The sequence below is a fragment of the Methylobacterium sp. 77 genome, from assembly GCF_000372825.1.
Taxonomy (GTDB): domain Bacteria; phylum Pseudomonadota; class Alphaproteobacteria; order Rhizobiales; family Beijerinckiaceae; genus Methylobacterium.
Window position 1 is genome coordinate 346917 of sequence record NZ_KB910516.1, and the last position, 26977, is coordinate 373893.

Annotated in this window: 22 protein-coding genes and 2 tRNA genes; 13 read left to right on the plus strand and 11 right to left on the minus strand. The window is 67.9% G+C overall.

What is annotated here, in order from left to right:
- Positions 1 to 65: 65 nt before the first annotated feature.
- Complete coding sequence (locus A3OK_RS0101580) at positions 66 to 482, minus strand: MAPEG family protein (protein ID WP_019903178.1); 417 nt, start codon at positions 480 to 482, stop codon at positions 66 to 68.
- A 218-nt stretch (positions 483 to 700) separates the two neighbouring features.
- Here A3OK_RS0101580 and alaS point away from each other — a divergent pair, with 218 nt between their 5' ends.
- Positions 701 to 3379 carry an alanine--tRNA ligase gene (gene alaS / locus A3OK_RS0101585; RefSeq protein WP_019903179.1) on the plus strand — a complete coding sequence of 893 codons (2679 nt, stop codon included), beginning with the start codon at positions 701 to 703 and terminating at the stop codon, positions 3377 to 3379.
- Here alaS and A3OK_RS0101590 read toward each other — a convergent pair.
- Positions 3372 to 3803, minus strand: coding sequence for a DUF2147 domain-containing protein (locus A3OK_RS0101590; RefSeq protein ID WP_019903180.1), 432 nt, complete (start codon positions 3801 to 3803; stop codon positions 3372 to 3374). The genes alaS and A3OK_RS0101590 overlap by 8 nt on opposite strands.
- Positions 3804 to 3978: 175 nt before the next feature.
- Between A3OK_RS0101590 and rfbC the strand changes: the two genes are divergently transcribed.
- The 4 genes from rfbC (at position 3979) to rfbA (ending at position 7490) form a co-directional block, all read left to right on the plus strand.
- Positions 3979 to 4530 carry a dTDP-4-dehydrorhamnose 3,5-epimerase gene (gene rfbC, locus A3OK_RS0101595; protein WP_026596825.1) on the plus strand — a complete coding sequence of 184 codons (552 nt, stop codon included), beginning with the start codon at positions 3979 to 3981 and terminating at the stop codon, positions 4528 to 4530.
- Positions 4531 to 4610: 80 nt separating this feature from the next.
- On the plus strand, positions 4611 to 5678 hold the full coding sequence (gene rfbB / locus A3OK_RS0101600) for a dTDP-glucose 4,6-dehydratase (protein WP_026596826.1): 1068 nt from the start codon (positions 4611 to 4613) through the stop codon (positions 5676 to 5678).
- 1 nt (position 5679) lies between these two features.
- Positions 5680 to 6603: a dTDP-4-dehydrorhamnose reductase gene (gene rfbD / locus A3OK_RS0101605; RefSeq protein WP_019903183.1), complete on the plus strand. Its 924-nt coding sequence runs from the start codon at positions 5680 to 5682 to the stop codon at positions 6601 to 6603.
- Complete coding sequence (rfbA, locus tag A3OK_RS0101610; RefSeq protein ID WP_019903184.1) at positions 6600 to 7490, plus strand: glucose-1-phosphate thymidylyltransferase RfbA; 891 nt, start codon at positions 6600 to 6602, stop codon at positions 7488 to 7490. The genes rfbD and rfbA overlap by 4 nt, the downstream gene beginning before the upstream one ends.
- Before the next feature lie 9 nt (positions 7491 to 7499).
- Here rfbA and A3OK_RS0101615 read toward each other — a convergent pair whose 3' ends face one another.
- Entirely contained in the window at positions 7500 to 8072 is a 573-nt protein-coding gene (locus A3OK_RS0101615; RefSeq protein WP_026596827.1) for a hypothetical protein, read from the minus strand.
- 332 nt (positions 8073 to 8404) lie between these two features.
- Here A3OK_RS0101615 and A3OK_RS0101620 point away from each other — a divergent pair, with 332 nt between their 5' ends.
- Positions 8405 to 10522 (plus strand): calcium-binding protein, encoded by a 2118-nt coding sequence (locus A3OK_RS0101620; RefSeq protein ID WP_019903186.1) that lies wholly within the window; start codon positions 8405 to 8407, stop codon positions 10520 to 10522.
- A gap of 136 nt (positions 10523 to 10658) precedes the next feature.
- On the opposite strand, the gene A3OK_RS0101625 is transcribed toward A3OK_RS0101620, so the two are convergent.
- The 3 genes from A3OK_RS0101625 to A3OK_RS0101635 form a co-directional block, all read right to left on the minus strand.
- A tRNA-Ala gene (locus A3OK_RS0101625) sits at positions 10659 to 10734 on the minus strand.
- Between the two features lie 133 nt (positions 10735 to 10867).
- Positions 10868 to 10943 (minus strand) — tRNA-Ala (locus A3OK_RS0101630).
- Between the two features lie 180 nt (positions 10944 to 11123).
- Positions 11124 to 11513, minus strand: a complete 390-nt coding sequence (locus tag A3OK_RS0101635; RefSeq protein WP_026596828.1) for a TIGR02300 family protein — start codon at positions 11511 to 11513, stop codon at positions 11124 to 11126.
- Between the two features lie 251 nt (positions 11514 to 11764).
- On the opposite strand from A3OK_RS0101635, the gene aroA reads away from it, so the two are divergent.
- Positions 11765 to 13114, plus strand: a complete 1350-nt coding sequence (aroA, locus tag A3OK_RS0101640) for a 3-phosphoshikimate 1-carboxyvinyltransferase (protein ID WP_019903188.1) — start codon at positions 11765 to 11767, stop codon at positions 13112 to 13114.
- 5 nt (positions 13115 to 13119) lie between these two features.
- Positions 13120 to 13752, plus strand: a complete 633-nt coding sequence (cmk, locus tag A3OK_RS0101645) for a (d)CMP kinase (protein ID WP_051092947.1) — start codon at positions 13120 to 13122, stop codon at positions 13750 to 13752.
- Between the two features lie 8 nt (positions 13753 to 13760).
- Here cmk and A3OK_RS0101650 read toward each other — a convergent pair whose 3' ends face one another.
- Positions 13761 to 14204, minus strand: coding sequence for a DUF805 domain-containing protein (locus tag A3OK_RS0101650; RefSeq protein WP_019903190.1), 444 nt, complete (start codon positions 14202 to 14204; stop codon positions 13761 to 13763).
- Entirely contained in the window at positions 14201 to 16687 is a 2487-nt protein-coding gene (hrpB, locus tag A3OK_RS0101655) for an ATP-dependent helicase HrpB (protein WP_019903191.1), read from the minus strand. Before hrpB ends, A3OK_RS0101650 begins: the two co-directional genes overlap by 4 nt.
- A gap of 214 nt (positions 16688 to 16901) precedes the next feature.
- On the opposite strand from hrpB, the gene A3OK_RS0101660 reads away from it, so the two are divergent.
- Both A3OK_RS0101660 and mutS read left to right on the plus strand, forming a co-directional pair.
- Positions 16902 to 17213 carry a hypothetical protein gene (locus A3OK_RS0101660; protein ID WP_019903192.1) on the plus strand — a complete coding sequence of 104 codons (312 nt, stop codon included), beginning with the start codon at positions 16902 to 16904 and terminating at the stop codon, positions 17211 to 17213.
- 145 nt (positions 17214 to 17358) lie between these two features.
- Positions 17359 to 20112 carry a DNA mismatch repair protein MutS gene (gene mutS, locus A3OK_RS0101665; protein ID WP_026596829.1) on the plus strand — a complete coding sequence of 918 codons (2754 nt, stop codon included), beginning with the start codon at positions 17359 to 17361 and terminating at the stop codon, positions 20110 to 20112.
- Positions 20113 to 20125: 13 nt separating this feature from the next.
- Here the strand turns inward: mutS and A3OK_RS0101670 are convergent, their stop codons facing one another.
- The gene (locus A3OK_RS0101670) at positions 20126 to 20581 is read right to left on the minus strand and encodes a response regulator (protein ID WP_019903194.1); all 456 of its coding nucleotides are present in this window, start codon (positions 20579 to 20581) and stop codon (positions 20126 to 20128) included.
- 14 nt (positions 20582 to 20595) lie between these two features.
- Complete coding sequence (locus tag A3OK_RS0101675; protein ID WP_051092948.1) at positions 20596 to 21672, minus strand: PAS domain-containing protein; 1077 nt, start codon at positions 21670 to 21672, stop codon at positions 20596 to 20598.
- Positions 21673 to 22070: 398 nt separating this feature from the next.
- Between A3OK_RS0101675 and A3OK_RS0101680 the strand changes: the two genes are divergently transcribed.
- Both A3OK_RS0101680 and A3OK_RS0101685 read left to right on the plus strand, forming a co-directional pair.
- Positions 22071 to 23531: an AmpG family muropeptide MFS transporter gene (locus A3OK_RS0101680; RefSeq protein ID WP_026596830.1), complete on the plus strand. Its 1461-nt coding sequence runs from the start codon at positions 22071 to 22073 to the stop codon at positions 23529 to 23531.
- Positions 23528 to 24490: an EcsC family protein gene (locus tag A3OK_RS0101685; RefSeq protein WP_019903197.1), complete on the plus strand. Its 963-nt coding sequence runs from the start codon at positions 23528 to 23530 to the stop codon at positions 24488 to 24490. The genes A3OK_RS0101680 and A3OK_RS0101685 overlap by 4 nt, the downstream gene beginning before the upstream one ends.
- Before the next feature lie 8 nt (positions 24491 to 24498).
- On the opposite strand, the gene A3OK_RS0101690 is transcribed toward A3OK_RS0101685, so the two are convergent.
- Complete coding sequence (locus A3OK_RS0101690; RefSeq protein WP_245259402.1) at positions 24499 to 25821, minus strand: leucyl aminopeptidase family protein; 1323 nt, start codon at positions 25819 to 25821, stop codon at positions 24499 to 24501.
- 282 nt (positions 25822 to 26103) lie between these two features.
- Here A3OK_RS0101690 and A3OK_RS22190 point away from each other — a divergent pair, with 282 nt between their 5' ends.
- Positions 26104 to 26886: a tetratricopeptide repeat protein gene (locus A3OK_RS22190; protein ID WP_019903199.1), complete on the plus strand. Its 783-nt coding sequence runs from the start codon at positions 26104 to 26106 to the stop codon at positions 26884 to 26886.
- Positions 26887 to 26977: the final 91 nt, after the last annotated feature.

Consider the following 26977-nt stretch of genomic DNA (forward strand, 5'->3'; position numbering starts at 1 on the left):
GTCCCGGTGCGGATACCAAGTCTCGATGGGCCCGATCTATCGGACAGGCCCATCGAGGTCCGGTCTCAGCCGCTATAGGGCAGGATCTTGATGAACAGGCCCCACAGCACGAACAGGATGCCGACGATCGCCACGCTCCAGACGGCGGTGCGCAGCTTCGGGATGCCGAAGCCGAAGACCGGCAGGTAGATCAGGCGTGCGAAGAAGTAGAGATAGGCGCCGAGCACCACCGCCGTGTTGTGCCGTCCGGTGACGGCGCAGGCGAGCACCAGCGCCGCGAAGATCGGGAACGTCTCGAAGAAGTTCTTCGACGCCTTCTCGAGGCGCGACGCGGCTCCGGTGAGGTCCGGCGCATTCCCCTCGCGATTGCTGGTATTCCAGGCGAGCCCCCCTCGCTGGGGCAAGGCGCTGCCGGCGGCGACGATGATGTGGATGAGGCCGAGCAGGCAAGACCAGGCGAGAAGACGAATTTCAACCGGCATATGGGGCGATCCTCGGAAGGCCGATCCTCGGGGTCCATCGGTGGGGTGCAGAATGGACGCGGCGGCCCGTTCCTAGCCTGCGCGATGCAGAAAGCGAAACCGACCGTAGAGTACCGGGCGTGACTCGACGGTCCGGCCTCCTTATGAGGACGCAAGCCACGAAGAAGCCCCGGGTGATCGTCACGACCGCCCAAAGCCCACGACAGAGTCAATTCACGATGAGCGGCGTCAACGAGATCCGGTCGGCCTTCCTCGATTATTTCGCCAAGGCGGACCATGCCGTGGTCCCGTCCTCGTCGCTCGTTCCCCGCAACGACCCGACCTTGATGTTCACCAATGCGGGGATGGTGCAGTTCAAGAACGTCTTCACCGGCGTCGAGAAGCGGCCCTACAACAAGGCAACCACGGCGCAGAAATGCGTGCGTGCCGGCGGCAAGCACAACGACCTCGACAATGTCGGCTATACCGCGCGCCACCACACCTTCTTCGAGATGCTCGGCAACTTCTCCTTCGGCGATTATTTCAAGCCGCAGGCGATCGAGCTGGCCTGGAACCTGATCACCAAGGAATTCGGCCTGTCCAGGGATAGGCTCCTCGTCACCGTCTATGCCGATGACGAGGATGCGGCCGGCCTCTGGCGCAAGATCGCCGGCTTCTCCGACGACCGGATCATCCGCATCGGCACCTCGGACAATTTCTGGCAGATGGGCGATACCGGCCCCTGCGGCCCCTGCTCGGAGATCTTCATCGATCAGGGCCCCGGCCTGCAGGGCGGACCTCCCGGTTCGCCGGACGAGGACGGCGACCGGTTCCTCGAATTCTGGAACCTCGTCTTCATGCAGTACGAGCAGATCGAACCGGGCAACCGCCTCGATCTGCCGCGCCCCTCCATCGATACCGGCATGGGGCTGGAGCGCATGGCCGCGATCCTCCAGGGGGTCACCAGCAACTACGACACCGACCTGTTCAAGGCGCTCATCGATGCGGTGAGCCACGCGGTCGGCCGTCCGCCGGAGGCCGGCAACGTCGCCTCCTACCGCGTCATCGCCGACCACCTGCGCTCGGTCTCGTTCCTTATCGCTGACGGCGTTCTGCCGTCGAACGAGGGCCGCGGCTACGTCCTGCGCCGGATCATGCGCCGCGCCATGCGCCATCTGGAGCTGCTCGGCTCGCGCGAGCCGGTGATGTTCCGTCTCGTTCCCACCCTCATCCGTGAGATGGGGCAGGCCTATCCCGAACTCACCCGCGCCGAAGGCCTGATCTCCGAGACCTTGCGCCTGGAGGAAACCCGCTTCCGGCGCACTCTCGAGCGCGGTCTCGCCATCCTCGATTCCGAGAGCCGCACGCTGGTCCGGGGCCAGAACCTGTCCGGCGACACCGCCTTCACCCTCTACGACACCTACGGCTTCCCCCTCGACCTGACGCAGGACGCCCTCAAGGCCCGCGGCATCGGCGTCGACACGGATGCGTTCGGCCAGGCGATGGACCGCCAGCGCAAGGCAGCCCGCGCTGCCTGGACCGGCTCCGGCGAATCCGCCACCGAGACGGTCTGGTACGGCATCAAGGAGCGCGTCGGCGCCACCGAGTTCCTCGGTTACGAGACCGAGAGCGCCGAGGGCATCGTCACGGCGATCCTGCGCGACGGCGGCGAGGTCGACACCCTGTCCGCCGGGGAAACCGGCCTCGTCCTCGTCAACCAGACCCCGTTCTACGCCGAATCGGGCGGTCAGGTCGGCGATATCGGCACCGTGGCCGGCGGCGGCCTCAAGGGGCGGGTGACCGCCACGGAGAAGAAGCTCGGCGACCTGTTCGTCCATCACGTCACCATCGACGACGGCAGTCTGAGCCTGGGACGAGCCATCGAGCTCTCAGTCGATCACGGCCGCCGGGCCTCCATCCGCGCGAACCATTCCGCGACCCACCTGCTGCACGAGGCCCTGCGTCAGGTGCTGGGCGACCACGTGGCCCAGAAGGGCTCGCTGGTCTCGGCCGACCGCCTGCGCTTCGATTTCAGCCATCCCAAGCCGATGGATGAGGCCGAGATCCGCGCCGTCGAGGACATCGCCAACGCGGTCCTGCTGCAGAACACGCCCGTCGTGACGAAGCTGATGGCACAGGACGATGCGGTGGCGTCCGGCGCCCGCGCCCTGTTCGGAGAGAAGTACGGCGACGAGGTGCGCGTCGTCTCCATGGGACGTCCCGTCGACGACACGGGCGACCTCGCCGAGGCGGGCCGCCTCCCGGCCTTCTCGATTGAGCTCTGCGGCGGCACCCACGCGGCCCGCACGGGTGAGATCGGTCAGATCACTGTGCTCGGCGAGAGCGCGGTGGGCGCCGGCGTGCGCCGGATCGAGGCCCTCACGGCCGGTACGGCCCGCCGCCACCGCGCCGAGGAAAGCCGCACCCTCGGCCAGATCGCAGGGCTCCTGAAGGCACAGAGTTCCGACGTGCCCGAGCGCCTGACCGCCCTCATCGAGGACCGTCGTCGCCTCGAGCGCGAATTGTCGGAGGTGAAGAAGAAACTGGCGATGGGCGGATCGTCGGGCGGCGATGACGGCATCGTCGAGATCGCCGGTATCAAGCTCATGGCCAAGGTCGTCGAAGGCGTCGAGACCCGCGATCTCAAGAGCCTGGTCGATGCCGGCAAAAGCCGCCTCGGCTCCGGGATCGTCGCCATCGTCGGCCTGTCGCCCGATGGCAAGGCCGGTCTCGTGGTCGGCGTCACCGAGGACCTGACCGACCGCTACGACGCCGTCGGTCTCGTCAGGGCCGGCGCCGGCCATCTCGGCGGCAAGGGCGGCGGCGGCCGCCGCGACATGGCGCAGGCCGGCGGTCCCGAAGGTTCGGGCGCCCAGGCGGCCATCGACGCCATCACCCAGGCGCTGACGGTCAGTTGACGCGTTTCCAGGTCTGCCGCTTGCAGAACACGCTCATCACGCAACCGGCGACCTCGACCACGTTCGGCCCCTTGACCTTGAGGCTGCCGGAATAGGTCTTCCCGTCATTGGGGTTGTAGAGCGAGCCGTCATAGCCGTCGCCGGACGGAGTGGCGGCGTTCATGATCTGCACCCCGATGAGGCTGCGGGACTTCAGCGAGGCGTCGGGATTCTTGGAATCGAGTCCCGGCCCCGGCACGCTGGCGAGGGTGCCGCAATAGCCGCCTCCGCAGCGCGCGATCCGCACCTTCGAATCACCGTTCTCCGTCAACCAGAGCCCAGTCGGGTCGACGCCCTTCTGGGCCGATGCGGTTCCGGTCAGAGCCAGCGCGATCAAGGCGGCGGCGGCAAAGCGCGACGAGGTCGGTCTGAACGTCATCATCATCCTTCAGTCTCTCGAACTGTTCCGGCGGCCTTGCTTCGAGGGAAGCGGGAGTTAGCCCTCCCGAGCGGGAGGGGCAAGCGGACGATCGATGCGGAGATGAAACAAGGCCCCGCGCCTTGACAGGGCGGTCCGGCACGCGCCTAGAGGCAAGCCCTAAGAGAGGTTGTATCTGACGATGCGTGTCGAGCAGACGCAGATTCCTGCGGTAAAACGGATCGTGCCCAACCGCTTCGGCGACGACAGGGGCTGGTTCTCGGAGACCTTCCGCGCGGACATTCTGTCCGGTGCCGGGATCGAGGACGTCTTCGTGCAGGACAACCAGTCTTTCTCGGCGCTGACCGGGACCGTTCGCGGCCTGCATTTCCAGCTCGAACCCGCGGGACAGGCCAAGCTTGTCCGTGTCCTCTCCGGCTCGATCCTCGACGTCGCCGTCGATCTTCGGCGGGATTCCGAGACCTATGGACGGCACGTCGCGGTGCGGCTCGATGCGACCGATGGTGAGCAGCTCTATATTCCCGTCGGGTTCGGCCACGGGTTCTGCACCCTGGAACCCGACACGATGGTCGCCTACAAGGTGACCGCCTATTACAGCCGCGAGCACGATCGAAGCCTCGCCTGGAACGATCCGGATCTCGCCATCCGCTGGCCGGTCACCAAGGACGAGGCCGTTCTCTCGGACAAGGATCGCGCAGCGCCGGCCTTTGCCCAATTGGGTTCGGTATTCTAGGACTTCGCCTCGCCGCGGCTCCGCGACGAGACGGTTCGGCGAAAAATGCAGAGCGGCTCATGCGAGACAAGGCCAAACCCATGCGCATTCTGGTCACGGGCGGCTGCGGCTTCATCGGCTCGGCCCTGGTGCTGCATCTCGTCCGGGATCTCGGCCACGAGGTCGCGACCCTGGATGCGCTCACCTACGCGGCCAACCCCATCTCCCTCGCGCCCCTCGACGGTGACGCACGCCATCGCTTCGTCACGGGCGACATCTGCGATCCGCAGGCCGTGCATGCCCTCTACGCGGAGTTCCGGCCCGATGCGGTGATGCATCTGGCGGCGGAAAGCCATGTCGATCGCTCCATCACCGATCCCGGCGCCTTCATCCGCACCAATGTCGTTGGTACTCAGGTGATGCTGGACGGCGCCCGCACGCATTGGGAGGGACTGACCGGAGAGGCGAGGGCCGCGTTCCGGTTCCTCCACGTCTCCACCGACGAGGTCTACGGCTCGCTTCCGCCGGACGGTTTCTTCACCGAGGACAGCCGCTACGACCCGCGCTCGCCCTATTCCGCCTCGAAGGCGGCCTCCGACCATCTGGCGCGGGCGTGGCACGAGACCTACGGCCTGCCGGTTCTGGTGACGAACTGCTCGAATAATTACGGCCCCCGGCATTTCCCGGAAAAGCTCATCCCGCTGATGATCCTCAACGCGCTGGAGGGCCGCCCGCTGCCGGTCTACGGCGACGGGCTCAACGAGCGCGACTGGATCCATGTCGAGGACCATGCGCGCGGCCTCGTCGCGGTGCTGGAGCGTGGAAGATCGGGCGAAACCTACCTTCTGGGCGGTCGCTCGGTGCGCAACAACCTCGCCGTGGTGAAGGCGCTCTGCGCCGCCTTTGACCGGCTGCGGCCGGAGCAGGGGCCGCATGAGCGCCTGATCTCCTTCGTCGCCGACAGGCCCGGCCACGACCGGCGCTACGCCATCGATCCGACTAAGGCCGAGCGTGAGATCGGCTGGGTTCCGACCAAGAATTTCGAGCAGGCGCTGGAGGATACCGTGCGCTGGTATCTCGACAACGAGGCCTGGTGGCGCCCGATCCGCGAGGGTCGCTATACCGGCGAGCGCCTCGGCCTCGGCGCCTCCGCCGCGATCGTCGCCTGACATGGATGTCCTGATCCTCGGCGGAGCGGGCCAGGTCGGCACGGAGTTGCAGGCGCACGGGCGCTGGCCCGAGGGCGTCACCCTGTTCGCCCCGGCGCGCTCGGACCTCGACATCAGCGACGCGGCGTCCATGGCGCGGCTGTTCTCCGAACGCCGTTTCGCGGCCGTGGTGAACGCTGCCGCCTATACGGCCGTGGACAAGGCCGAAACCGACATCGTCGAGGCCTGGCGCCTCAATGCCCTCGCGCCCGCCATCCTGGCCGCCGAGACGGCACGCCAGGGCATTCCCGTCGTCCATGTCTCCACCGACTATGTCTTCGACGGTATCGCGCCGGGCGCCTATGAACCCGATGCGCCGGTGCGTCCCTCGAGCGTCTATGGTGCCAGCAAGGCGGCCGGCGAGATGGCAATCCGGACCGCCAACCCGCGCCATGCGATCATCCGCACGGCCTGGGTCGTGAGCCCGCACCGGGCGAACTTCGTCAAGACCATGCTGCGGCTCTCGGGCGAGCGCGACGCCCTCGGCGTCGTCGACGACCAGCACGGCTGCCCGACCTCCGCCGCCGACCTCGCCGAAGCGCTGGCCACCATCGCCCTGCGGCTCTCCGGCGACGCGGCCGCGCCCACGGGGACCCACCATTTCGTCAATGCCGGCGCGACCACCTGGGCCGGCTTCGCGAAAGCCATCGTGGCCGGCTCGGCCGAACGCGGCGGCCGCGACGTTCCCGTCAACGGGATCCCCACCAGCGCCTACCCGACCCCCGCCAAGCGTCCCGCCCGTTCGGTCCTGTCGACGGCGAGCCTGACACGGGCCTACGGACTGACGCCGAGGCCATGGCAGGCCGCGCTCGCCGACATTCTCGATCGGCTGGTCGGTCCCGTGACGACCCAGCCGGCCAATCATTCAGCGGAGACCCGGTCATGAAGGGCATCGTTCTCGCCGGCGGCTCCGGCACGCGACTCCATCCGGCGACGCTGTCGATCAACAAACAGCTGCTCCCCGTCTACGACAAGCCGATGATCTACTATCCGGTCTCGGTGCTGATGCTCGCCGGCATCCGCGAGATCCTGATCATCTCGAGCCCGGAGCATCTCGGCAATTACGAGCGGCTGTTCGGCAATGGCGAGCAGTTCGGCCTGTCCTTCAGCTACGCGGTCCAGCCGCGTCCGGAAGGTCTCGCCCAGGCCTTCACCATCGGCCGCGACTTCGTCGGCTCGGACGACGTGGCCCTCGTGCTGGGTGACAACCTGTTCTTCGGCTCCGGCATGAGCGCCATGTTGAACCGGGCACGCGAACGGAAGAGCGGCGCGACGATCTTCGCCTATCACGTCGATCACCCCGAGGCTTACGGCGTGGTGACCCTCGACCGGGAGGGGCGCCCCCTCCGCATCGTCGAGAAACCAGCGGAGCCGGAAAGCCCCTGGGCCGTGACCGGCCTCTATTTCTACGACAACCGGGTGCTCGACATCGCCGCCGCCGTGAAGCCCTCTTCACGCGGCGAATTGGAGATCACATCCGTCAACCAGGCCTATCTCGACCTCGGCGAACTCCACGTGCAGCGGATGTCGCGGGGCTATGCCTGGCTCGATACGGGCACGCATGACAGCCTGCTCGAAGCGGGGGAGTTCGTGCGCACACTGCAGAACCGGCAGGGCCTGCAGGTCGCGTGCCTCGAGGAGATCGCCTATCTCCAGGGCTTCATCGACAAGGAGCAGCTGATCGCGCGCGGCAATCTCTTCGCCAAGACCGCCTACGGCCAGAACCTGCTCAAGCTCTCCAAGCTCGATCCGTCGCAGCGCTTCGACGAGTGACCTGCCCGCCTAGGCTTCGCCCCGGGCCAGGATCGCCCCGGTATAGGTCTCGCTGACCTCGCAGATCGGACGCCCGGACCGATCCGACAGGATTGCCTGGATCGCGAAGATGCGGTCAGAGGGTCCCGGAACGCCGCGCGTTCTCGCATCCGACCACAGCCGCTCGACGCGCAGGTTACGCCGCGTCGGCGACAGGTGGTGGACCACCCTGCCGAAAGGGACGTCGGTCGCGTCCAGCAACCGATTCATCTCCGTCGTCAGCCGGGCCGGCACGTACCAGTTCTCGGCCTCGGACAGGATGTGGACGCCGCAGCTCAAACTCACATGCCGGTAACGGATGGTTTCGCCCGGCATCAGCTTCAGATGCGCGGTCTGAGCCGCACTCGCCTGTCTGTCGGGACCGGCGACCCGCTTGGCCGCGAGGCGGGGCTCTCTGGCGAGCAGGCGCTCCCCGCACCAGACCTCCAGGATGGCGGTGGCGCTGTCGCCGCTCAGCAGCCGGGTGGTCAGCGCCTCGATCAACATCTCGGCATCGGAGGCGGATGGTGACGCGACGGCTAAGGGTGCGGCGGGAAAGCTCATGGCCTCGGATTATCACGCCGTTGATGACGGCACACGCCGTCGTCGGTCCCTCGGCCATGCACGCCGCGCACCACCACCTTTACGGCGGGAATGTCAGATCGATCCCGAGCGCCGGGCCTCATGTCGGCGACCCTTCCGACATCCGCGCGCGCTGACCTGAGAAGGGCATCGGGGACTGACTCGAACTCGTCTCCGAACTCTGTGTGGACCACCGGCGACATGTATCCGACGCACGTCCATTTGAATTGACCGGGCTTCGCGGGACATCGTACTTCGACATCAATATTCAAGAACGATTCCATCAGCTTAATTTATTCGATAGCGGGGCTGCAATGTCGGTGGTCGACCTCACGTCCAATAGCGATACCTACGTCAATCCCCTCGGTCGCAGCGACACGATCAACGGACTGGCCGGTGACGACCTGATTTCCGGCAGCGACGGAAACGATACGATCAACGGCGGCATCGGAACCGACTTTGCCAATTACGCGACCGATTTCGATCGGAATGGGACAGGCGGAATCATCGTCAACCTCGCCACGGGCAAGGCGACCGACGGGTTCGGCAATACCGATACCCTGATCAGCATCGAAGGCGCGATGGGGTCGAGACTCGCGGACCGGCTCACGGGCGGCAATGTTCTGAACGACGGCTCCGGCGAATACTTCTACGGCCTCGGCGGCAAGGACGTCATCGATGGCGGCAGTGGCTACGACGAGGTCCGCTACGACAAGGACGCGGCCTTCGGAGGAATGAACGGCGTCACCGTCAACCTCACCACGGGCAAGGCCGTCGATGGCTTCGGGACTGTCGATGTCCTGCGCAACATCGAAGCCGTGCGCGGGACCGCCTTCGTCGACAGGCTTTCCGGCGGCGATACCGTCGATAACGGCGGGAGCCAGTTCTTCGTCGGTCTGGCTGGAAAAGACGTGATCGACGGCGGCGCCGGTTACGACGAGGTGCGCTACGACAAGGATGCCGGTTTCGGCGGGACAAGCGGCGTGACCGTCAATTTCGCGACCGGCAAGGCGGTCGATGGTTTCGGCGACACCGATACGTTGAAGAACGTCGAAGCCGTTCGAGGAACGCAGTTCGCCGACCACTTCATCGGCGGCAATCAAGCGAGCGACATTTTCGGCGAGTATTTCTACGGGCTCGGCGGCAACGACGTCATCGACGGCGGCACGGGCTATGACGAAGTCCGCTACGACAAGGACGCCCAGTTCGGCGGGACGCGCGGCGTCGTCGTCGATCTGTCCGCGGGAACGGCGACGGACGGTTTCGGCGCCACCGATACGCTGAGCAACATCGAGGGCGTGCGCGGGACGCAGTTTGCCGACAGACTCCACGGCAACGAGGATAACGATCGGAGTTTCGACAGTCTGTACGGCCTTGCCGGTGACGACACCCTCGATGGCGGGGGCGGTAACGACGTGGCCCGATACGACAAGGATGCGCAGTTCGGCGGCACGCAGGGCGTTACGGTCAACCTGGCACAGGGAACCGCCACGGATGGCTTCGGCAACCATGATACCCTGATCAGCATCGAGGCCGTGCGTGGGACGCAGTACGCCGACACGCTCACGGGCGGAAACACGGCGAGTGCGGCCTACGAAGCATTCTATGGTCTTGCCGGCAACGACACGATCAATGGCGGCGGCGGTTTCGACGAGGTCCGCTACGACCGGGACGCCTTGAGTGGCGGCACCCACGGCGTCGTGGTGAATCTGACGACCGGCACAGCCACGGACGGGTTCGGCAACACCGACACGCTGACGGGGATCGAGGCCGTGGTCGGCACGGATTCCAACGATACCCTGACCGGAAGCAGTGCGGCGAATCGATTCTCGGGCCATGCCGGGAATGATACGATCGACGGCGGGGCCGGCGTCGATACGTTGGACTTCCGCAACGACGATCTCTTCGGCGCGACCCATGGTGCCATCGTCGATCTGGCGGCGGGCACGGCCACCGACACGTCCAGCGGTGCCGACACCCTGACCTCGATCGAATCCGTGGTCGGCTCGGTATTCGCCGATACGATGTCCGGCAGCGCGAGCGCGAATACCTTGACAGGTGGGGCCGGCGCCGACTGGCTCGACGGCCGTACCGGCAAGGATGTCCTGACCGGCGGCACCGGCAGCGACACTTTCCATTTCAGCACGGCCTTCACCAGCACCAACGTGGATCAAATCACCGATTTCGAGACAATCGACGTGATCGAGATCGCGCAGGCGATTGCGACGGCCTTGCCGGTGGGCACGCTGGCCGCAGCGGCATTCAAGGACGTGTCCACGGGCGCGGTGGATACCACCGACCGCATCCTCTACGACAAGGATACCGGCACCTTGTCCTACGACAAGGATGGCAGCGGCAGCGCCAAGGCTGTCGTCTTCGCCGTTCTCGACCATCCGATCGCGCTGACGAATCTCGACTTCCACATCGTCTGACGAGGATGTCCGGCGCGGCGGATCTGCCGCGCCGCGCGAGCACCGCGGCGCAATAGGCTGTGTGCCTGCAACGCGGCGGCATGCCGTGGAGGACGTTCGGGAGCGCCCTGTCCGGGCGTCGTGCAGGATGAGCGAATGGTGGAGCCTAACGGGATCGAACCGATGACCTCTTCCATGCCATGGAAGCGCTCTCCCAGCTGAGCTAAGGCCCCACATTCCGGGACAACCGCGACATCGTCTCGCGATCGTCGTCATCGCCGGTGAGTGTCACCGCGATATCGTGCCGATCCGAATCGACGCCGCCCGACCATGGGTCGGCATCCGCGTCACGGATCGTAAAAGAAATGGTGGAGCCTAACGGGATCGAACCGATGACCTCTTCCATGCCATGGAAGCGCTCTCCCAGCTGAGCTAAGGCCCCACTTCTGGGACCACCGCAAAAACCCTCGCGGTGGTCGTTCCGACCGGCCTGCCTTTCGGCGTCCGGCGGAGGCGGTTCTATATTCGGGCGCTTGCCCGGACTCAAGCCCCTAATCGCATTCGCCGCGTAGATTTTTGCGGCATCCGCGTTCGGAGCTGGGACGCGCGCCGAGGACGGGCCTCAGCTTTCCTCGTCGTTCTCGATGTCGCCGTCGATGAGATCGGCCACGTCGTCGTCACCGGCATCCTCCTCTTCGAGGAAGGTGTCGTCGCCATCGTTCGAATCGGTGTCGTCGTCGCTGGTCGTGGTATCCGCCTCGTCCTCGGCGGCCTCGACCTCGTCGAGGGACACGATCTCGGGACCGCCCTTCTCGGCGTCCGTATCCTCGTCGTCGTCAGCCGGAACGGCTGCGGCGCGAGCGGCCAGTGCGGGAGCCGCGACACGGGATGTCGTGGCGGCCTGATAGATCGTCCCACATTTCGGGCAGGTCGCCGGATCCTTGTCGAGATCGTAGAATTTCGCGCCGCAGCTCATGCATTGACGCTTCAAGCCGAGTTCCGGTCTGGCCACGGGCGAACCTCTGATAGGGATTTGGGAGAGGCGCCCCGTTAGTCGGGTGAAACCGTCCTGTCAAATGCTCTCGTCGCGTTGATCGGCCTTGTTCGACCTCGGACTTATCCGAACTCAACCGCTCCGGGGGCCCGCCGGGTCGGATGACGCAAGCCCGCGTGCATGGTAACCGGCCCCATGACGTCGTAGCCGGCTGAATGGCCGGCCTCTGACGGCCCGACTGCGCCAGAAGCCGAAAAGTCATCATTCCCGTGTCGCATCACTCCGAACCGCAGCCCCTGACCGCTTCCGCCGGCGCCCCCTTGCGCGGCGCGTTGCGGCCGCCGGGCGACAAGTCGATCTCTCACCGGGCGATGATTCTCGGCCTGCTCAGCATCGGCGAGACCCGCGTCGAAGGCCTGCTCGAAGGCGATGACGTGCTGCGCACCGCCGCCGCCGCGAAAGCCCTCGGCGCCGGGATCGACCGGGTCGGCGAGGGGCGCTGGGTCGTGCGCGGCGTCGGCATCGGCGGGATGGCAGACCCGGCGGAGGTGCTCGATTTCGGCAATGCCGGCACGGGCTCGCGCCTGATGATGGGCGTCGTCGGCGGCCAGGACGTCACGGCGACCTTCGACGGCGACGCCTCCCTGCGCAAGCGGCCCATGCGCCGCATACTCGATCCGCTAATCCGCATGGGCACGCAGGTGGTAAGCGAGGAGGAGGGCGGCCGCGTGCCGCTCACCCTGCGTGGGCCGCGGGAAGCCATTCCGATCACCTACGAGACCCCCGTCGCCTCGGCGCAGATCAAATCCGCCGTGCTGCTGGCCGGGCTCAACGCTCCGGGCATGACCACGGTGATCGAGGCGGCGGCGACCCGCGACCATAGCGAGCGGATGCTGCGCCTGTTCGGTGCGGAGGTGACCGTCACCCCGCACGGGCCGAGCGGCCACGGCCGTTCCATCGCCCTCACCGGCCAGCCCATCCTGCGCGGCACCGACGTGATCGTGCCGGCCGATCCGTCCTCGGCGGCCTTCCCGCTGGTGGCGGCCCTGATCGTTCCGGGCTCCGAGGTGACGATCCAGGGCGTGATGATGAATCCGCTCCGCATCGGCCTGATCACGACGCTGATCGAGATGGGCGCCGATATCGAGCGCCGCAACGAGCGCGACGAGGGCGGCGAGACCGTGGCCGATCTCCATGTCCGCGCCAGCCGCCTCACGGGCGTCGACGTGCCGGCAGAGCGGGCGCCCTCGATGATCGACGAATATCCCGTTCTCGCGGTCGCCGCCGCCTTCGCCGAGGGGGTGACCCGCATGAACGGGCTGCACGAACTGACCGTGAAGGAATCCGACCGGCTTGCCGCCGTGGCGGATGGTCTGCGCGAGAACGGCGTGTCCTACCGGATCGAGGGCGAAGACCTCATCGTCGAGGGCGATGGACGAGTGGCGCGCGGCGGCGGCACGGTGGCGACGCATCTCGACCACCGCATCGCCATGGCCTTCCTGGTGATGGGCCTCGCCACGCGAGAGCCCGTGACGGTCGATGACGGCGCCATGATCGCCACGAGCTTCCCGAGCTTCCTGCCGACGATGCGGGCGCTCGGCGGCCGTATCGCAGAGTGAGCCTCATGCCGATGGTCATCGCGATCGACGGGCCCGCCGCCTCGGGCAAGGGCACCCTCGCCAAGCGGCTCGCCGCGCATTACGGGCTGCCGCATCTCGATACCGGGCTGCTCTACCGGGCGGTGGCGCTCACCGTGATCGATGCCGGCTGCAACCTCGACGATCACGCCGCCGCGGCGCGGGCGGCCGCGACCCTGATCGTCGATCGTCTCGCCGACCCGCGCCTGCGCGAGCGGGCGATGGGAGACGCGGCCTCCCGCATCTCGTCGATCCCGGCGGTGCGGGCCGCCTTGCTCGCGTGGCAGCAGCGCTTTGCCGGGGGCGCCAGCGGCGCCGTCCTCGATGGACGCGACATCGGCACGGTGGTGTGTCCGCAGGCCCAGGTGAAGCTGTTCATCACCGCCGCAGCCGAGGAGCGCGCCCGTCGCCGTCACCTCGAACTCATGCGGCGCGGAGAGCCGACGAGCCTCGGCGCGATCCTCTCCGACATCGTCGCCCGCGATGCCCGCGACGCGCAACGCTCGACGGCCCCCCTGAAGGCCGCAGCCGACGCCGTGGTGCTCGACACCACCGCCCTCGATCCCGATGAGGCCTTCGAGGCGGCCCGCGCCGTGGTGGACCGGGCGCGGGTGCACTGACACCCGGCTCAGGGCGCGGGCTCCGCTCCGTAGCGGTTCCACCCCGCCGTGCCCCGATATCCGAGGGTCTCGATCAGGAACCACAGGCTGAACCCGGTCAGCGCCAGCGTCGCCACGATCACCGCCACCGGATAGGCATCGGCGAACGTCTCGATCGGCGCGAAGCCGGCCAGCGTCGCCAGCGTGTTGGGCAGCAGCCACCACCCCGTCCGGTCCCGGTCGTGCAGGCGGCGGATCGTGGCCGCAACGGCGAGCGCGCCGGTCGCGACGATGGCGATGGCGAGAATCATCAGTGCCGCGAACCGGACATCCAGCGAGGCCGCCAGGATCGAAAGGCTGCCCAGGCCGACGAAGGCCAGCAAGATCCGGATGAGACGGCGATTGTAGGCGGAGCGGGACATCCTGCCGCGCGGATCGAGGATCGCGCCGAGCCCGGCAAGCTTCTTGATCATGTTCCCCTCGGCTTCACACGACGCGTCGGCGGCTCCGCGAGGGGATCGTCCGGCCACGGGTGGCGCGGGTAGCGGCCGCGCATCTCGGCGCGGACGGCGCTCCACGAACCGCGCCAGAAGCCGGGCAGATCCCTGGTGATCTGGATCGGCCGCGAGGCCGGCGACAGCAGATGGAGGACGAGGGGCACGCGCCCGCCCGCGATGGAGGGATGGCGGTCGAGGCCGAACAATTCCTGCACCCGGACGGCCAGGACAGGCCCACCCTCGGCATCGTAGTCGATGGGGATGCGCGATCCCGTCGGCACTTCAACATGGGTCGGCGCCTCGGCGTCGAGCCGGTGACGCATCTCCCAGGGCAGCAGGGCGTTGAGGGCGCGGCCGAGATCGTCGGCGGTGACGGCCGCGAGGCTGGTGCGCCCTTCGATCTCGGGCGCGAGCCAATCCTCGATCGTCGCATCCAGGGCCTGATCGGAAAGATCGGGCCACGTCTCACCCTCGGCGGCGCGCAGAAAACTCAGCCGGGATCGCCATTGGGTCAGGGCGGGCGTCCAGGGCAGGGTGTCGAGGCCGAGGCCGGCGATGCCCCGCGCCAGGATCACGGCGGATGCCGCATCCGGCTTCACGGACAGGATGCGCTCGCCGAGCGTCGCCGCACCGAGGCGACGGGACGCCCGCGCCCGCAACGACCGGGAGGCCTTGTCGAAAGCCACTTGGGAGACCGACTCGATCCGCTCCGCGAACAGGGCCTCGATCTCGTCCAGGGTGATCGCGGCGGCGGCGAGGATGCGCCCGGAGGCCGCCGTGCCGGCGATATCGGCCACCACCAGGAAAGCTTCTCGGGCCAGCGCGGAAGCCGGATCGAGGCGCCCCGCGCGGCCATTCGCCATGACGAACTCGCCGTCCCGCCCGCGTGAGCGGGCGACGCGATCGGGATAGGCGAGAGCCAGAAGCGGTCCGGCCTCCGCGATCTTGGCCCCGCGCGCCTCGGTCGCGGCCCCGTTCGCCTGCTCGGCCCAGCCGCGTGCCAGCCGCCGCATGTCGGACGCGCGGGTGCCGCGGTCGCGTGCGAAACGGTCGGCGCGGACGGACAGGTCGACATCGTCGCCGCCGAGTCCGCGCTCCACCAGAAGGGCGGCGAGGTCGGCCGCCTCCCGTGCCCGTCCGAATCCGACGGCGGCGACCACCATCCGCGCCAGGCGCGGGGGCAGGGGAATGGCGCGCAATGCCCGCCCCATCCCGGTCAGGCGTCCATCGGCATCGAGGGCGGCCAGGTCGCGCAGCATCAGCCGTGCCTCGGCCAAGGCAGGGGCCGGCGGCGTATCGAGGAACGAGAGGGCGGCGGGATCGGAGACGCCCCAGGCGGCGCAATCGAGGAGCAGTCCCGACAGGTCGGCCGCCAGGATTTCCGGCCGGGTGAACGGTTCGAGAGCGTTGGTGGCCGCTTCCGACCAGAGCCGGTAGCAGATGCCCGGCTCGGTCCGCCCGGCGCGGCCGCGTCGCTGGTCCACCGAGGCGCGGGAGGAACGGGCGGTGACGAGGCGGGTCAGTCCGATGCCGGGCTCATAGAGCGGCACCCGCGACAGGCCGGAATCGACCACGATGCGGACGCCCTCGATGGTCAGCGAGGTCTCGGCGATGCTGGTGGCGAGCACGACTTTTCGCTTGCCCGCCGGAGAGGGCGCCACGGCGCGGTCCTGCTCGGCCGGGGGGAGGGCGCCGTAGAGCGGCGCGATCTCGGTGCGTTCGTCGACGCGCTCGGCGAGGAGGGTCGCCACGCGGCGGATCTCGCCCTGTCCGGGCAGGAAGGCGAGGATGGAACCGGTATCGGCCCGCAAAGCCCTTCCGATGACGTCGGCCATCGCATCCTCGATCCGCCGGTTCGGCTCGCGCTCCATATGCCGCGTCTCCACGGGATAGGCCCGCCCCTCGGATTCCACCACGGGCGCGTCGCCCATGAGGCGCGACACCCGCGCGCCGTCGAGGGTGGCGGACATGACGAGGATGCGCAGGTCGTCGCGCAGGCCCCCCTGCGCGTCGAGGGCGAGGGCGAGCCCGAGATCGGCGTCGAGGGAACGCTCGTGGAACTCGTCGAAGATCACCGCGCCGATGCCGGACAATTCGGGATCGTCGAGGATCATGCGGGTGAAGACCCCCTCCGTGACCACCTCGATCCGCGTCGCGCGCGAAATCTTCGAGCCGAGGCGGACGCGCAATCCCACCGTCTCACCCACACGCTCACCGAGGGTGGCGGCCATCCGCTCGGCGGCGCCCCGTGCCGCGAGGCGACGGGGTTCGAGCAGGATGATTCGGCCGGCCCCGCCGAGCCATGGCGCGGCGAGGAGCGCCAGCGGAACGCGGGTGGTCTTGCCGGCACCGGGAGGTGCCACCAGCACCGCCGACGATTGCGCCTCGAGCACCGAGAGCAGACGCGGCAGCGCCGCATCGATCGGCAGCGGAGCGGAAAGGAAGGGGTCTGTCGCCATCACGGATGCGCTGTTGGGACGAAGCGGCGGTATCCGCAACCCCACTCCGCCCAAGCCGCTACGCCTACGAGCACGATACGAAAATCATCCCACGATCCGGGCATTAACGGCACGTTTTCGGTGGAGAAACATGCGTCGAAAAGAATGGGAACGGAGTCCGCACAAGCGACTTGTTGCCTCGACGCGCGCGGCGCGATCCGAACGGATGGACTAGATGACCAAGATTGCACTTGCCCTCGCAGCAGGAACCTTCCTCAGCGCCCTCGGTCTCGGCGCGGCTTCAGCCGCTCCCGCCATGCCGACCGCACCCGTGATCGCCGGCGAAGCGCTCACCACCGAAGTCGTCACGCGCGGCCACCACCCCGGCTATGCCAGCCACCGCAAGATGCGTCACCACCACGGCATGCGCCATCGCCACGGCATGCGCCGTCACCGCATGGGCCAGAGCGACCCGAACTCGCGCAACCCGTCGCAGCCGGGCTACATGCAGCAGAAGGGCACCACCTCGGGCGGCCCGCGCTACTAGGCCGGTCGCACCAACCCATTTCAGGTATCTCGTCGGAAAGGCCGGTGCGGAGACGCATCGGCCTTTTTCCATGGGAGAACGGTTCTCCCCAGGTGATGCGAGGCGGATGCTGATTCGGTCGGACGGCCTCTGCTATCATGCAGCCATGTCCCAGCGTGCCGCCCGCTCCAGCCCGAAGACCGGCGTCCCGGCCGAGGAGAGCGTGAGCGCCTCTCCCCTCGACATCGCCGGCGCCACGCCGATGATGGCGCAGTATATCGAGATCAAGGCGGCCAATACGGATTGCCTCCTGTTCTATCGGATGGGCGATTTCTACGAGCTGTTTTTCGAGGATGCTGAGATCGCATCCCGGGCCCTGGGCATCGTCCTGACGAAACGCGGCAAGCACGGCGGGGCAGACATCCCGATGTGCGGCGTGCCGGTGGAACGCTCCGACGACTATCTCAGCCGCCTCATCGCCCTCGGCCATCGCGTCGCGGTCTGTGCGCAGACCGAGGATCCGGCGGAAGCCAAGAAGCGCGGGCCGAAATCCGTGGTGCGGCGCGAGGTGGTCCGCCTCGTCACCCCCGGCACGATCACCGAGGATCGCCTGCTCGATCCGTCCAGGGCCAGCATCCTTCTGGCCGTCGGCCGCCGCAAGCTGTCGGAATCCGGCTATGCCTACGGCATTGCCGCCGTCGACATCTCCACCGGCCGGTTCTCGCTGAGCGAGGTGCCGGACGGCGAACTCGGTGCGGCCATCGCCCGGCACGATCCGCGCGAGATCGTGCTGTCCGAGGCGATCCATTCCGACCCCTCGCTGGCCGGGCTCTGGCGCGACGTGAAGGCTCCGGTGACGCCGCTGGCGCAGGCGGAGCTCGAACCGGCCTCGGCCGAGCGGCGGATCAAGGAACAGTTCGGCGTCTCCACCCTCGATGGGTTCGGCCAGTTCGGACGGGCGGAACTCGCCGCGGCGAGCGCCGCGCTGCTCTACATCGAGCGCACGCAGATCGGCGCGCGACCGGCGCTCTCGCCGCCGACACGGGAGACCAGCGGCGCGACACTGGCCATCGACGCGGCGACGCGGGCCAACCTCGAACTCACCCGCACCCTGTCGGGCGAGCGCTCCGGCAGCCTGCTCGACGCCATCGACCGGACCGTCTCGGCCATCGGCGCGCGGCTACTCGCCGAGCATCTCGCCGGTCCGCTGACCGACTTGTCGGCCATCACCCGGCGCCACGAGGCAGTCTCCTTCCTCGTCGAGGGCAGCCCCCTGCGCCGGACATTGCGCGACACGCTGGCTCGGGCGCCCGACATCGCCCGCGCGCTGTCGCGGCTCGGCCTCGGACGCGGTGGCCCGCGCGACCTCGCGGCCCTGCGCGACGGCCTCGACGCGGCCATGGCCATCGCGGAGCGCTGCGGGCAGGTCAGGGCGCTGCCGGACGATGTCGCCGGCATCGTCCAGCGGCTCGGCACCGTCGATGCCGACCTCGTCGAGCATCTCCGCGCGGCGCTCGCCGACGACCTTCCCCTCAACCGCCGCGACGGCGGCTTCGTGCGGGCCGGCTACGATGCCGAGATCGACGAGGTGCGCCTCCTCGGCCAGGATTCGCGCAAGGTCATCGCCGGCTTGCAGGCGCGCTACGCCGAGGAGACCGGCTGCCGTACCTTGCGGATCAAGCACAACAACATGCTCGGCTACTACATCGAGGTACCGCAGGCGGTCGGCGAGACCTGCCTCAAGGGCCTGATGCGCGAGACGTTCATCCATCGCCAGACCATGATGGACGCCATGCGGTTCTCGAGCGTGGAACTGAACGATCTGGAGAGCCGCATCTCGGGCGCGTCCGACCGCGCGCTCACCCTCGAAACCGAGGTGTTCGACGCCCTCGCGGCGCGCATCCTGGCGCAGGCTGACACGATCGCCGCCATCGCCGACGCCCTGGCCTGCCTCGACGTCACCGCCTCGCATGCCGAACTCGCGGTGGAACGGGATTGGCGCCGGCCTTTCGTCGACGACAGTTTCAGCTTCGTCGTGGAAGGCGGCCGCCACCCGGTGGTGGAATCGGCCCTGCGTCGCTCCGGCGAGCCGTTCATCGCCAACGATTGCGACCTGTCCGGTGAAGGGCGCGGGCGTATCCGCCTCGTCACCGGGCCGAATATGGGCGGCAAATCGACCTTCCTGCGTCAGAACGCCCTCATCGCCGTCCTCGCCCAGATGGGCGCCTTCGTGCCGGCGGCCCGCGTGCATCTCGGCGTGGTCGACCGCCTGTTCTCGCGCGTCGGAGCGGCGGACGACCTCGCGCGCGGACAATCGACCTTCATGGTCGAGATGGTGGAGACGGCCGCGATCCTGAACCAGGCGAGCCGGCATTCCCTCGTCATCCTCGACGAGATCGGCCGGGGGACGGCGACCTTCGACGGTCTGTCCATCGCCTGGGCGTGCCTGGAATATCTCCACGAACAGAACGGCTGCCGCGCGCTCTTCGCGACCCATTTCCACGAGCTGACAGCCCTGAGCCAGCGGCTCACGCGGCTCGACAACGCCACGCTGAAGGTGGCCGAGCACAAGGGCGAAGTCGTGTTCCTGCACGAGGTCGTGCCGGGCGTGGCCGAACGATCCTACGGCCTCCAGGTCGCTCGCCTCGCGGGTCTGCCCGCCGGGGTCATCGCCCGGGCCGGTTCGATCCTGAAGAACCTGGAAAAGGCGGAGCGCGACCGTCCGACCCGCCCGCGCATCGACGATCTGCCGCTTTTCGCCAGCCTCGCACCACCGCCTCTGCCGGAGATTAAGGAACCTCCGCGCGAGGATCGTCTGCGACAGGCGCTCGATCAGGTCGACCCGGACGCGCTGACCCCGCGAGAGGCGCTGGACATTCTCTATCGCCTGAAGGTTACGGCGCGCGACACGGCCGAGTGACGTATCGGCCCACTCAATGCCCCGGTCCGGACGGCGTCGACCAGAGGGCATCGTCCGGCACGTCCGCTGAGGCTAGCCGAAACCCATCCAGGCCATCGGCCGGCGGTTGTCGACCTGCTCGGATTGCCGCCACGTAGCGGAGCGCGCAGGCGACGGCACGCTCCGAATAGGGCTTGGCGATCACGCCCAGGGCCCCGGCGAAGTCGGCGGGAATGCGCTTGTCGTTGGCGGTCATGAAGACGACGCTCGTTCGCGGATCGAGGCTCAGAATCCTCGCGACATCGATACCCGTGGGACCGTCGACGAGGTGGATATCCACCAACGCCACGTCGGGAGAGGTCGTCCGCCCCATCTCGATCGCTTCGGTGGAACTCCCCGCCACGCCGACGGTGATGTAGCCGAGGTCGTCCAGCAGGCATTCGAGTTCGAGGGCGATGAGCGCCTCGTCCTCGACGACGAGAATGCGCAAGCTGGCTTCGTCACTCACTGTACGGGACCTGCGGACGCATCGCCCGGCGCCGATGCGGGTGCCTCCTGCAGCAGCGGGATGACGATCTCCACGCGCGTGCCCGGACCGGGATCGTGCCAGGTGATGACCCCGCGCAATTGCTTCACCACCATCTCGACGAGGGAACAGCCGAAGCCGGCGGGGTTCGGCGTCCCGGCCTTCAACCCGATGCCATCATCCTCGATCAGGACGCGCAGACCGGTCTCGCAGCGGCGCGCCGAAATGATGATGCGTCCTCCGCGCTCGTCGGGAAAAGCGTGGCGCACGGCGTTGGTGGCGAGTTCGTGCAGCATCAGCGCCAGGGGAGCCGCGATGGCCGCCGGCAGGGTGATCGGGTCGATCTCGGCGGTGACGGCCGTGCGCGCCGGATCGATGCCGGCGATCAGGTCCGAGAGGAAATCGTCGGCGAACTCCCCCAGGTTGAACCGGGTCACGTCCCCGGCGGAATAGAGCATCCGATGGACCATGGAGAGCGCGCCGATCCGCTCAGCCATGCCCTGGAGGGCATCGCGCGCCTCTCCCTGCGGAGTACGACGCGCCTTCAGCAGGACCAGGGACGAGATGACCTGGAGGTTGTTCTTGACCCGGTGATCGACCTCGTGAAGCAGCGCGGTCTTCTGGTCGAGGGCGGCGCGCAGATCGGCCGTCTGCTCGTTGACCTGCCGTTCGAGTTCGTCGTTCGTCCCCTTCATGGCGAGTTCGAGCGCGTGCTTGGCGGTCATGTCCGCCTGGGCGGCATAATAATAGATGAGGTCCCCCGCCTCGTTGCGGACGGGCGTGATCGTCATCGCGTTCCAGAAGGAGGTGCCGTCCTTGCGATAATTGTGCAGTTCCACCTCGACGGAGGTTTGCCTCGTCACGGCGTCGCGGATGGCGTCGATCGCGCGCGGATCGCTGTCCGGCCCTTGCAGCAGGCGGCAGTTGCGGCCCTCCAACTCCTGCCGGCTATAGCCGGTCAGGTCGAGAAAGGCGTTGTTGACCCAGACGATGGGGTTGTCGGCCAGTCGCGGGTCTGTGACCACCATGGGCGTGGGAGTGGCATCGAACGCCATGGCGAACGTCCTGGCGTCGATGGCGGCGTTACCCACCGGACGGGGCTGGACCGTCCCTCGATCGTCGCTGCTGTCCATCATCCTAACACACGCCTACGCCGTCGCCGCGCACAACAGGAAAGCACAGCCACGGTACAGACCGATACGACCGTCCTGGCAGACAAAGGAAAATGACGTCGTCTCGTCATTTCGACTCATCAATGCGGAATATGTCCCATTGCGAGCCAATGGCTACCTGCAAAGTGCGGGTGCCTATTAAGTTCTTAGTGACCATTCTTTATCTCTGTCACGGGTGGCGGCGCGCCCCGGAGCGCAGTGACGAACTGACGGACGAGCCACCCTCGGATTGAGCGTGGCAGCCGACCTTCAAGGGTCAGAAGCCTCTAGGAGTTCCACGAATGGCTCAGACTGCAGCGGTAGCGGGAAAGGTGCGCACCAAGCTCGCCTTCCGGGATATATTCGAAGATCCGCGCATCGCCTTGATGCTGGCCCTCGGCTTCTCGTCCGGCTTGCCGCTCCTCCTCGTCCTCGGCACGTTCTCGACCCGGCTCGCCTTCTCGGACGTGGACATCAAGGCCATCGGCCTCTTCAGCTATCTGGCGCTGCCCTACACGCTGAAGTTCCTCTGGGCGCCGCTGATCGACCGGTTCGACGTTCCCGTCCTCAGCGCCCGTATCGGCCGCAGGCGCTCCTGGATGATCACGACGCAGGTCGCCGTCGCCCTCGCGCTCTCGCTCATGGCGACGGCGAACCCGTCGACCAGCATCGTCCTGCTCGGTCTCGGCGCATTCCTGGTGGCGATCTGCGCGGCGACCCAGGACGTCGTGATCGACGGTTGGCGCATCGACGCGGCCGGCACCGATCTCCAGGGTGTCATGGCGGCGACGTCGAACCTCGGCTATCGCCTGGCGCTCATGTGCGCCGGGGCCGGCGCGCTCTTCATCGCCGACGGGGCCGGCTGGTCGGTCGCCTATTTCAGCATGGCCGCGCTGATGGGAATTGGCATGATCGCCGCCCTGGTGGCGCCCGCCTACGACAGGGCGCAGACCAGGGCTGAAGAGGCACAGACGGCGGAGCAGAAGAGCGCGCCGGCAAAGGTCTGGACGTTCCGCGGCGCGGTGCTCGAACCCCTGACCGAGCTGCATACCCGCCTGGGTCCCGGCCTGTGGGCGATCCTCATCCTCGTCGCGTTCTACCGCATGCCGGATTTCATCTCCGGCGTGATGGCGAGCCCGCTCTACCGGCAGGTGGGTTTCACCCTGACCGAGATCGGCGCGGTGTCGAAACTCTACGGCATCTGGGTCGGCATCGCCGGCGCCTTCGTCGGCGGTTGGGCGATGACCCGGCTTGGGCTGTTTCCTACCCTGGTGACGGGAGCATTCCTGGGGGCGGCCTCCAACCTCGCCTTCTCGTGGCTGTCCTATGGCGGCCCGGAGGTCTGGCGCCTGACGGCGGCGATCTCCATCGACAATTTCTGCGGGTCCTTCGCCGGCATGGCGCTGATCGCCTACATGTCGAGCCTGACGGCACCGGGCTTCGCCGCCACGCAATACGCGCTGTTCTCGTCGCTCTACGCGCTGCCCGGAAAACTCGTGGCCGGCACGTCGGGCTTCATCGCGGCGAGCTACGGCTATCCGGTCTTCTTCGCCTTCACCGCCGCCGTCGGCATTCCCGTGGTGATCCTCTGCCTGTTCGTCGGGCGTGCGGGTGAGCGGAGTGCCGCCCGCGCCGCCGCCGAGGCGGCCGCAACGGCGGACACCGAGACCGTGAGCGGGAACCATCCTGCCGGCCTCACGCTTGCTTCCAGCGATCGGCCCGGCGCCGCGACGCCCGGAACACGGATGAGACCGCAGACGTGAGCACCAATTCCCTCGTCGACGATACCCGCTCCATGCCGACTGAGACCGCCGCTGGCGCGACCCTCAGCGACGCCGACCTGGCGGCCCTCGGCCGTGCCGTGCGCACGCTGGAGATTCCCGGCCTCGCCTCCCGCCTCTCGGCGGCGGCAGGCGCCCCCCTCGAGATGATCAGCCGCAGCCTGCCGGCTCCCGTGACGGATGCCGTCTCGCGCGCCACCGAAGGCGCCATGCGGACGGCCTTGCGCGTCGCCCTCGCCACGCTGCCGGAGGCGGAGAAGACGATCGTGCCCGCGACGGCCTCCGACACGGCTGCTTCGGCGACGATCCAAGACCTGCCGGCAACGGTCGGCTCCACGACGGGCGAGCGTTTCGCCCGCTTCCTGCCGACGGGCGATTTCGGCCACAAGGCGATGGCGGCCCTGTCCGGGGCGGTGGGCGGTGCCTTCGGCATCGCGACCCTGCCGGTGGAATTGCCGCTCTCGACCACTCTGATGCTGCGTTCCATCGCGCAGATCGCGCGCGAGGAGGGCGAGGACCTGTCCAACCCCGAGAATGCGCTCGCCTGCGTGCAGGTCTTCGCGCTGGGCGGTCGCAGCGGTGCCGAGACGGCGCTCAGCGAGAGCGGGTATTTCGCGGTGCGCGCGGCACTCGCCAAGACCATGTCGGAGGCGGCCCGCTATGCCGGCAACCGCGCGCTCCTCGACGAGGCGGCTCCGGCCCTGATCCGCTTCTCGACGCAGATCGCCGCGCGTTTCGGCCTCGTCGTGTCGCAGAAGGTCGCCGCGCAGGCCGTGCCGATCCTCGGCGCCTTCGGCGGCGCCGCCGTGAACACCGCCTTCATGAACCATTTCCAGGCCATGGCGCGCGCGCATTTCACCGTGCGCCGCCTGGAGCGGGCCTATGGCAAGGACGTCGTTCGCATCGCCTATGGAGTGGAGAAGGCGGCGATCGCGGCGTGAGGCGAGGGCTACTGAGCCGGGTAACGCTCCTTGAGCAGGGCATAGACGAGGCGGGCTGTCTGAACTTCGCCGCCTTCCGGCCGGCCGGGCTTGGTCGACGGGTTCCAGCCGTACAGGTCGAAATGCACGTGGGAACGCGTGCCCGGAGCGAACCGGCGTAGGAACAGGGCCGCCGTGATCGCACCGGCGAAGGGGCCGCCGGAGACGTTGTTGAGATCGGCGACCTTCGAATCGAGCAGGCTTGCATAGGGTTTGTGGAGCGGCAGGCGCCAGACCGGATCGACCGCCTTCGTTCCCGCATCCGTCACCGCCAAGGCGAGATCGTCGTCTTCGGTGAAGAAGGCCGGCAGGTCCGGGCCCAGAGCGACCCGCGCCGCTCCGGTCAGGGTCGCGAAATCGATGAGCAGATCGGGCTTGTCCTCATCGGCCAGAGCGAGGGCGTCGGCTAGGATCAAGCGGCCCTCGGCATCGGTGTTGCCGATCTCGACGGTCAGGCCCGCACGGCTCCTGAACACGTCGCCGGGCCGGAAGGCATTGCCCGCGATGGCGTTCTCGACGGCGGGAATGATGAGACGCAGGCGCAGGTTCAGGCCTGCCCCCAAGATCATCGATGCGGCGGCGAGGGCCGCGGCCGAGCCGCCCATATCCTTCTTCATCAGCAGCATGCCGCTCGACGGTTTGATATCGAGGCCGCCGGTATCGAACACGACGCCCTTGCCGACGAGGGTGACCTTCGGAGCACCGGCATCCCCCCAGGTGAGGTCGATGAGACGAGGCGCGCGGGGGGAGGCGGCTCCAACCGCGTGGACGAGTGGGAAATCCCGGGCGAGGGCGGCACCCTGCGTCACCGTGATCGCCGCACCGTGACGATCGGCCAGCGATCGGGCGGCAGCCTCGATCTCATCCGGTCCGAGATCGTTGGCGGGCGTGTTGACGAGGTCGCGCCCGAGGGCGACGGCCTCGGCGATCCGTCCGATCTCCGTCGCATCGATGCCCTCGGGGGCGACGAGGAGAGGCTCCTTGGAAGCGGGCTTGCGGTAGCGCGAAAAACGATAGCTTCCGAGCAGCCACGCCAATGCAGCCGCGGACCGGTCGAGAGAGGGTCGTGGCTCGAGACGATAGGTTCCGGGCGGCAGCAGCGACGGCAGCTTTCCGGCAAGGAACGGATCGGATCCGTCACCGAGACCGAACAGGACCCGATCGATGCGGCCGTCCTCAGCCGGGAGGAGCGCGACGCGCCCGGCTCTCGGAAGAAAGTCGGTGGCTTCGGCGAAGGCCCGGTGCCTCGGGCTAAGCTCCGCCTCGACGGTGCTCCATTCCTCGCCGCGGATGCAGCAGATCGGTAAGGCGGCGGGAGTTTCGGCGCTGAAATGGGGCAGGGTCGGGACTCGTGGGCGTCGGTGTGGTGTGGTCGCCGGCCCCGTGGAAGCCCTTAACTCGGGTTAACCGGCGATTAGGGTTAACGCTCTATCACTGCGCGACCGGTGGCGTGAAGCGCCGACCGGAAGGCTCGTGCGGAGCACGTCATGGCGTCGTTGCGTTCAGACCAGGTACCTCCCTTTTCTCCCGAGCGAGTCCGCGCAGGAAGGTCGCGCACCGCGCGCCTGGCCGGCGTGGCGCTGATCGGTCTCCTGGCGAGCGCCTGCCAATCGCGGTCACCGGAAACCACCGGTTCGATCGGTGGGTTCTCGCTCAAGAATTTCGGGCGCACGCAGGCACGCGATGTGGTGACGCAGCGCGACGTCGATAATCTCGGCCAGAAGTACAATGCCGACCAGAACGATGTCGGCCTGGCTCTGCGCTACGCCCAAGCGCTCAAGGCCACGAACCAGCGGCCACAGGCCGTCGCCGTGCTTCAACAGACCGCCCTGCGCAACGCCAAGAACCCGGCGGTGCTGGCGGCCTATGGCAAGGCATTGGCGGAGGTCGGCCGTTTCACGGAAGCCGCCGAAGTGCTCCAGAACGCGCATACCCCGGCCCGACCGGATTGGCGCGTGCTGTCGGCGCAGGGCGCCGTCGCGGACCAGATGGGCGACCACGCCCGGGCGCAGGGCTTCTACGAGGCCGCGCTGAAGATCCAGCCGAACGATCCGACGGTGCTCTCGAATCTCGGTCTTTCCTACGCCCTGGCGCGACAGCTCGATCAGGCCGAGGCCGTGATGCGCAACGCCGTGGCGCAGCCGCGCGCCGATGCGAGGGTGCGCCAGAATCTCGCCCTGGTCCTCGGATTGCGGGGCAAGGCCGCGGAGGCAGAGGAGATGACCCGCAACGACCTGACGCCCGAGGAGGCGGCTGCCAACGCCGCCTCGCTCCGCGCCTTGACCGCCCAGGTCAGGCAGCCGCTATCGCCGAAAGCCTCGAGACGTTCGCTCCCCGTGGAGATGCCGCGCGGTTAGGCGCTGGACCGTCCGAGGGTCGATCGCTCCCCATCCCGAACGACGAAGGCCCCGGACAGTGATGTCCGGGGCCTTCGTCGTTCGGGATGGG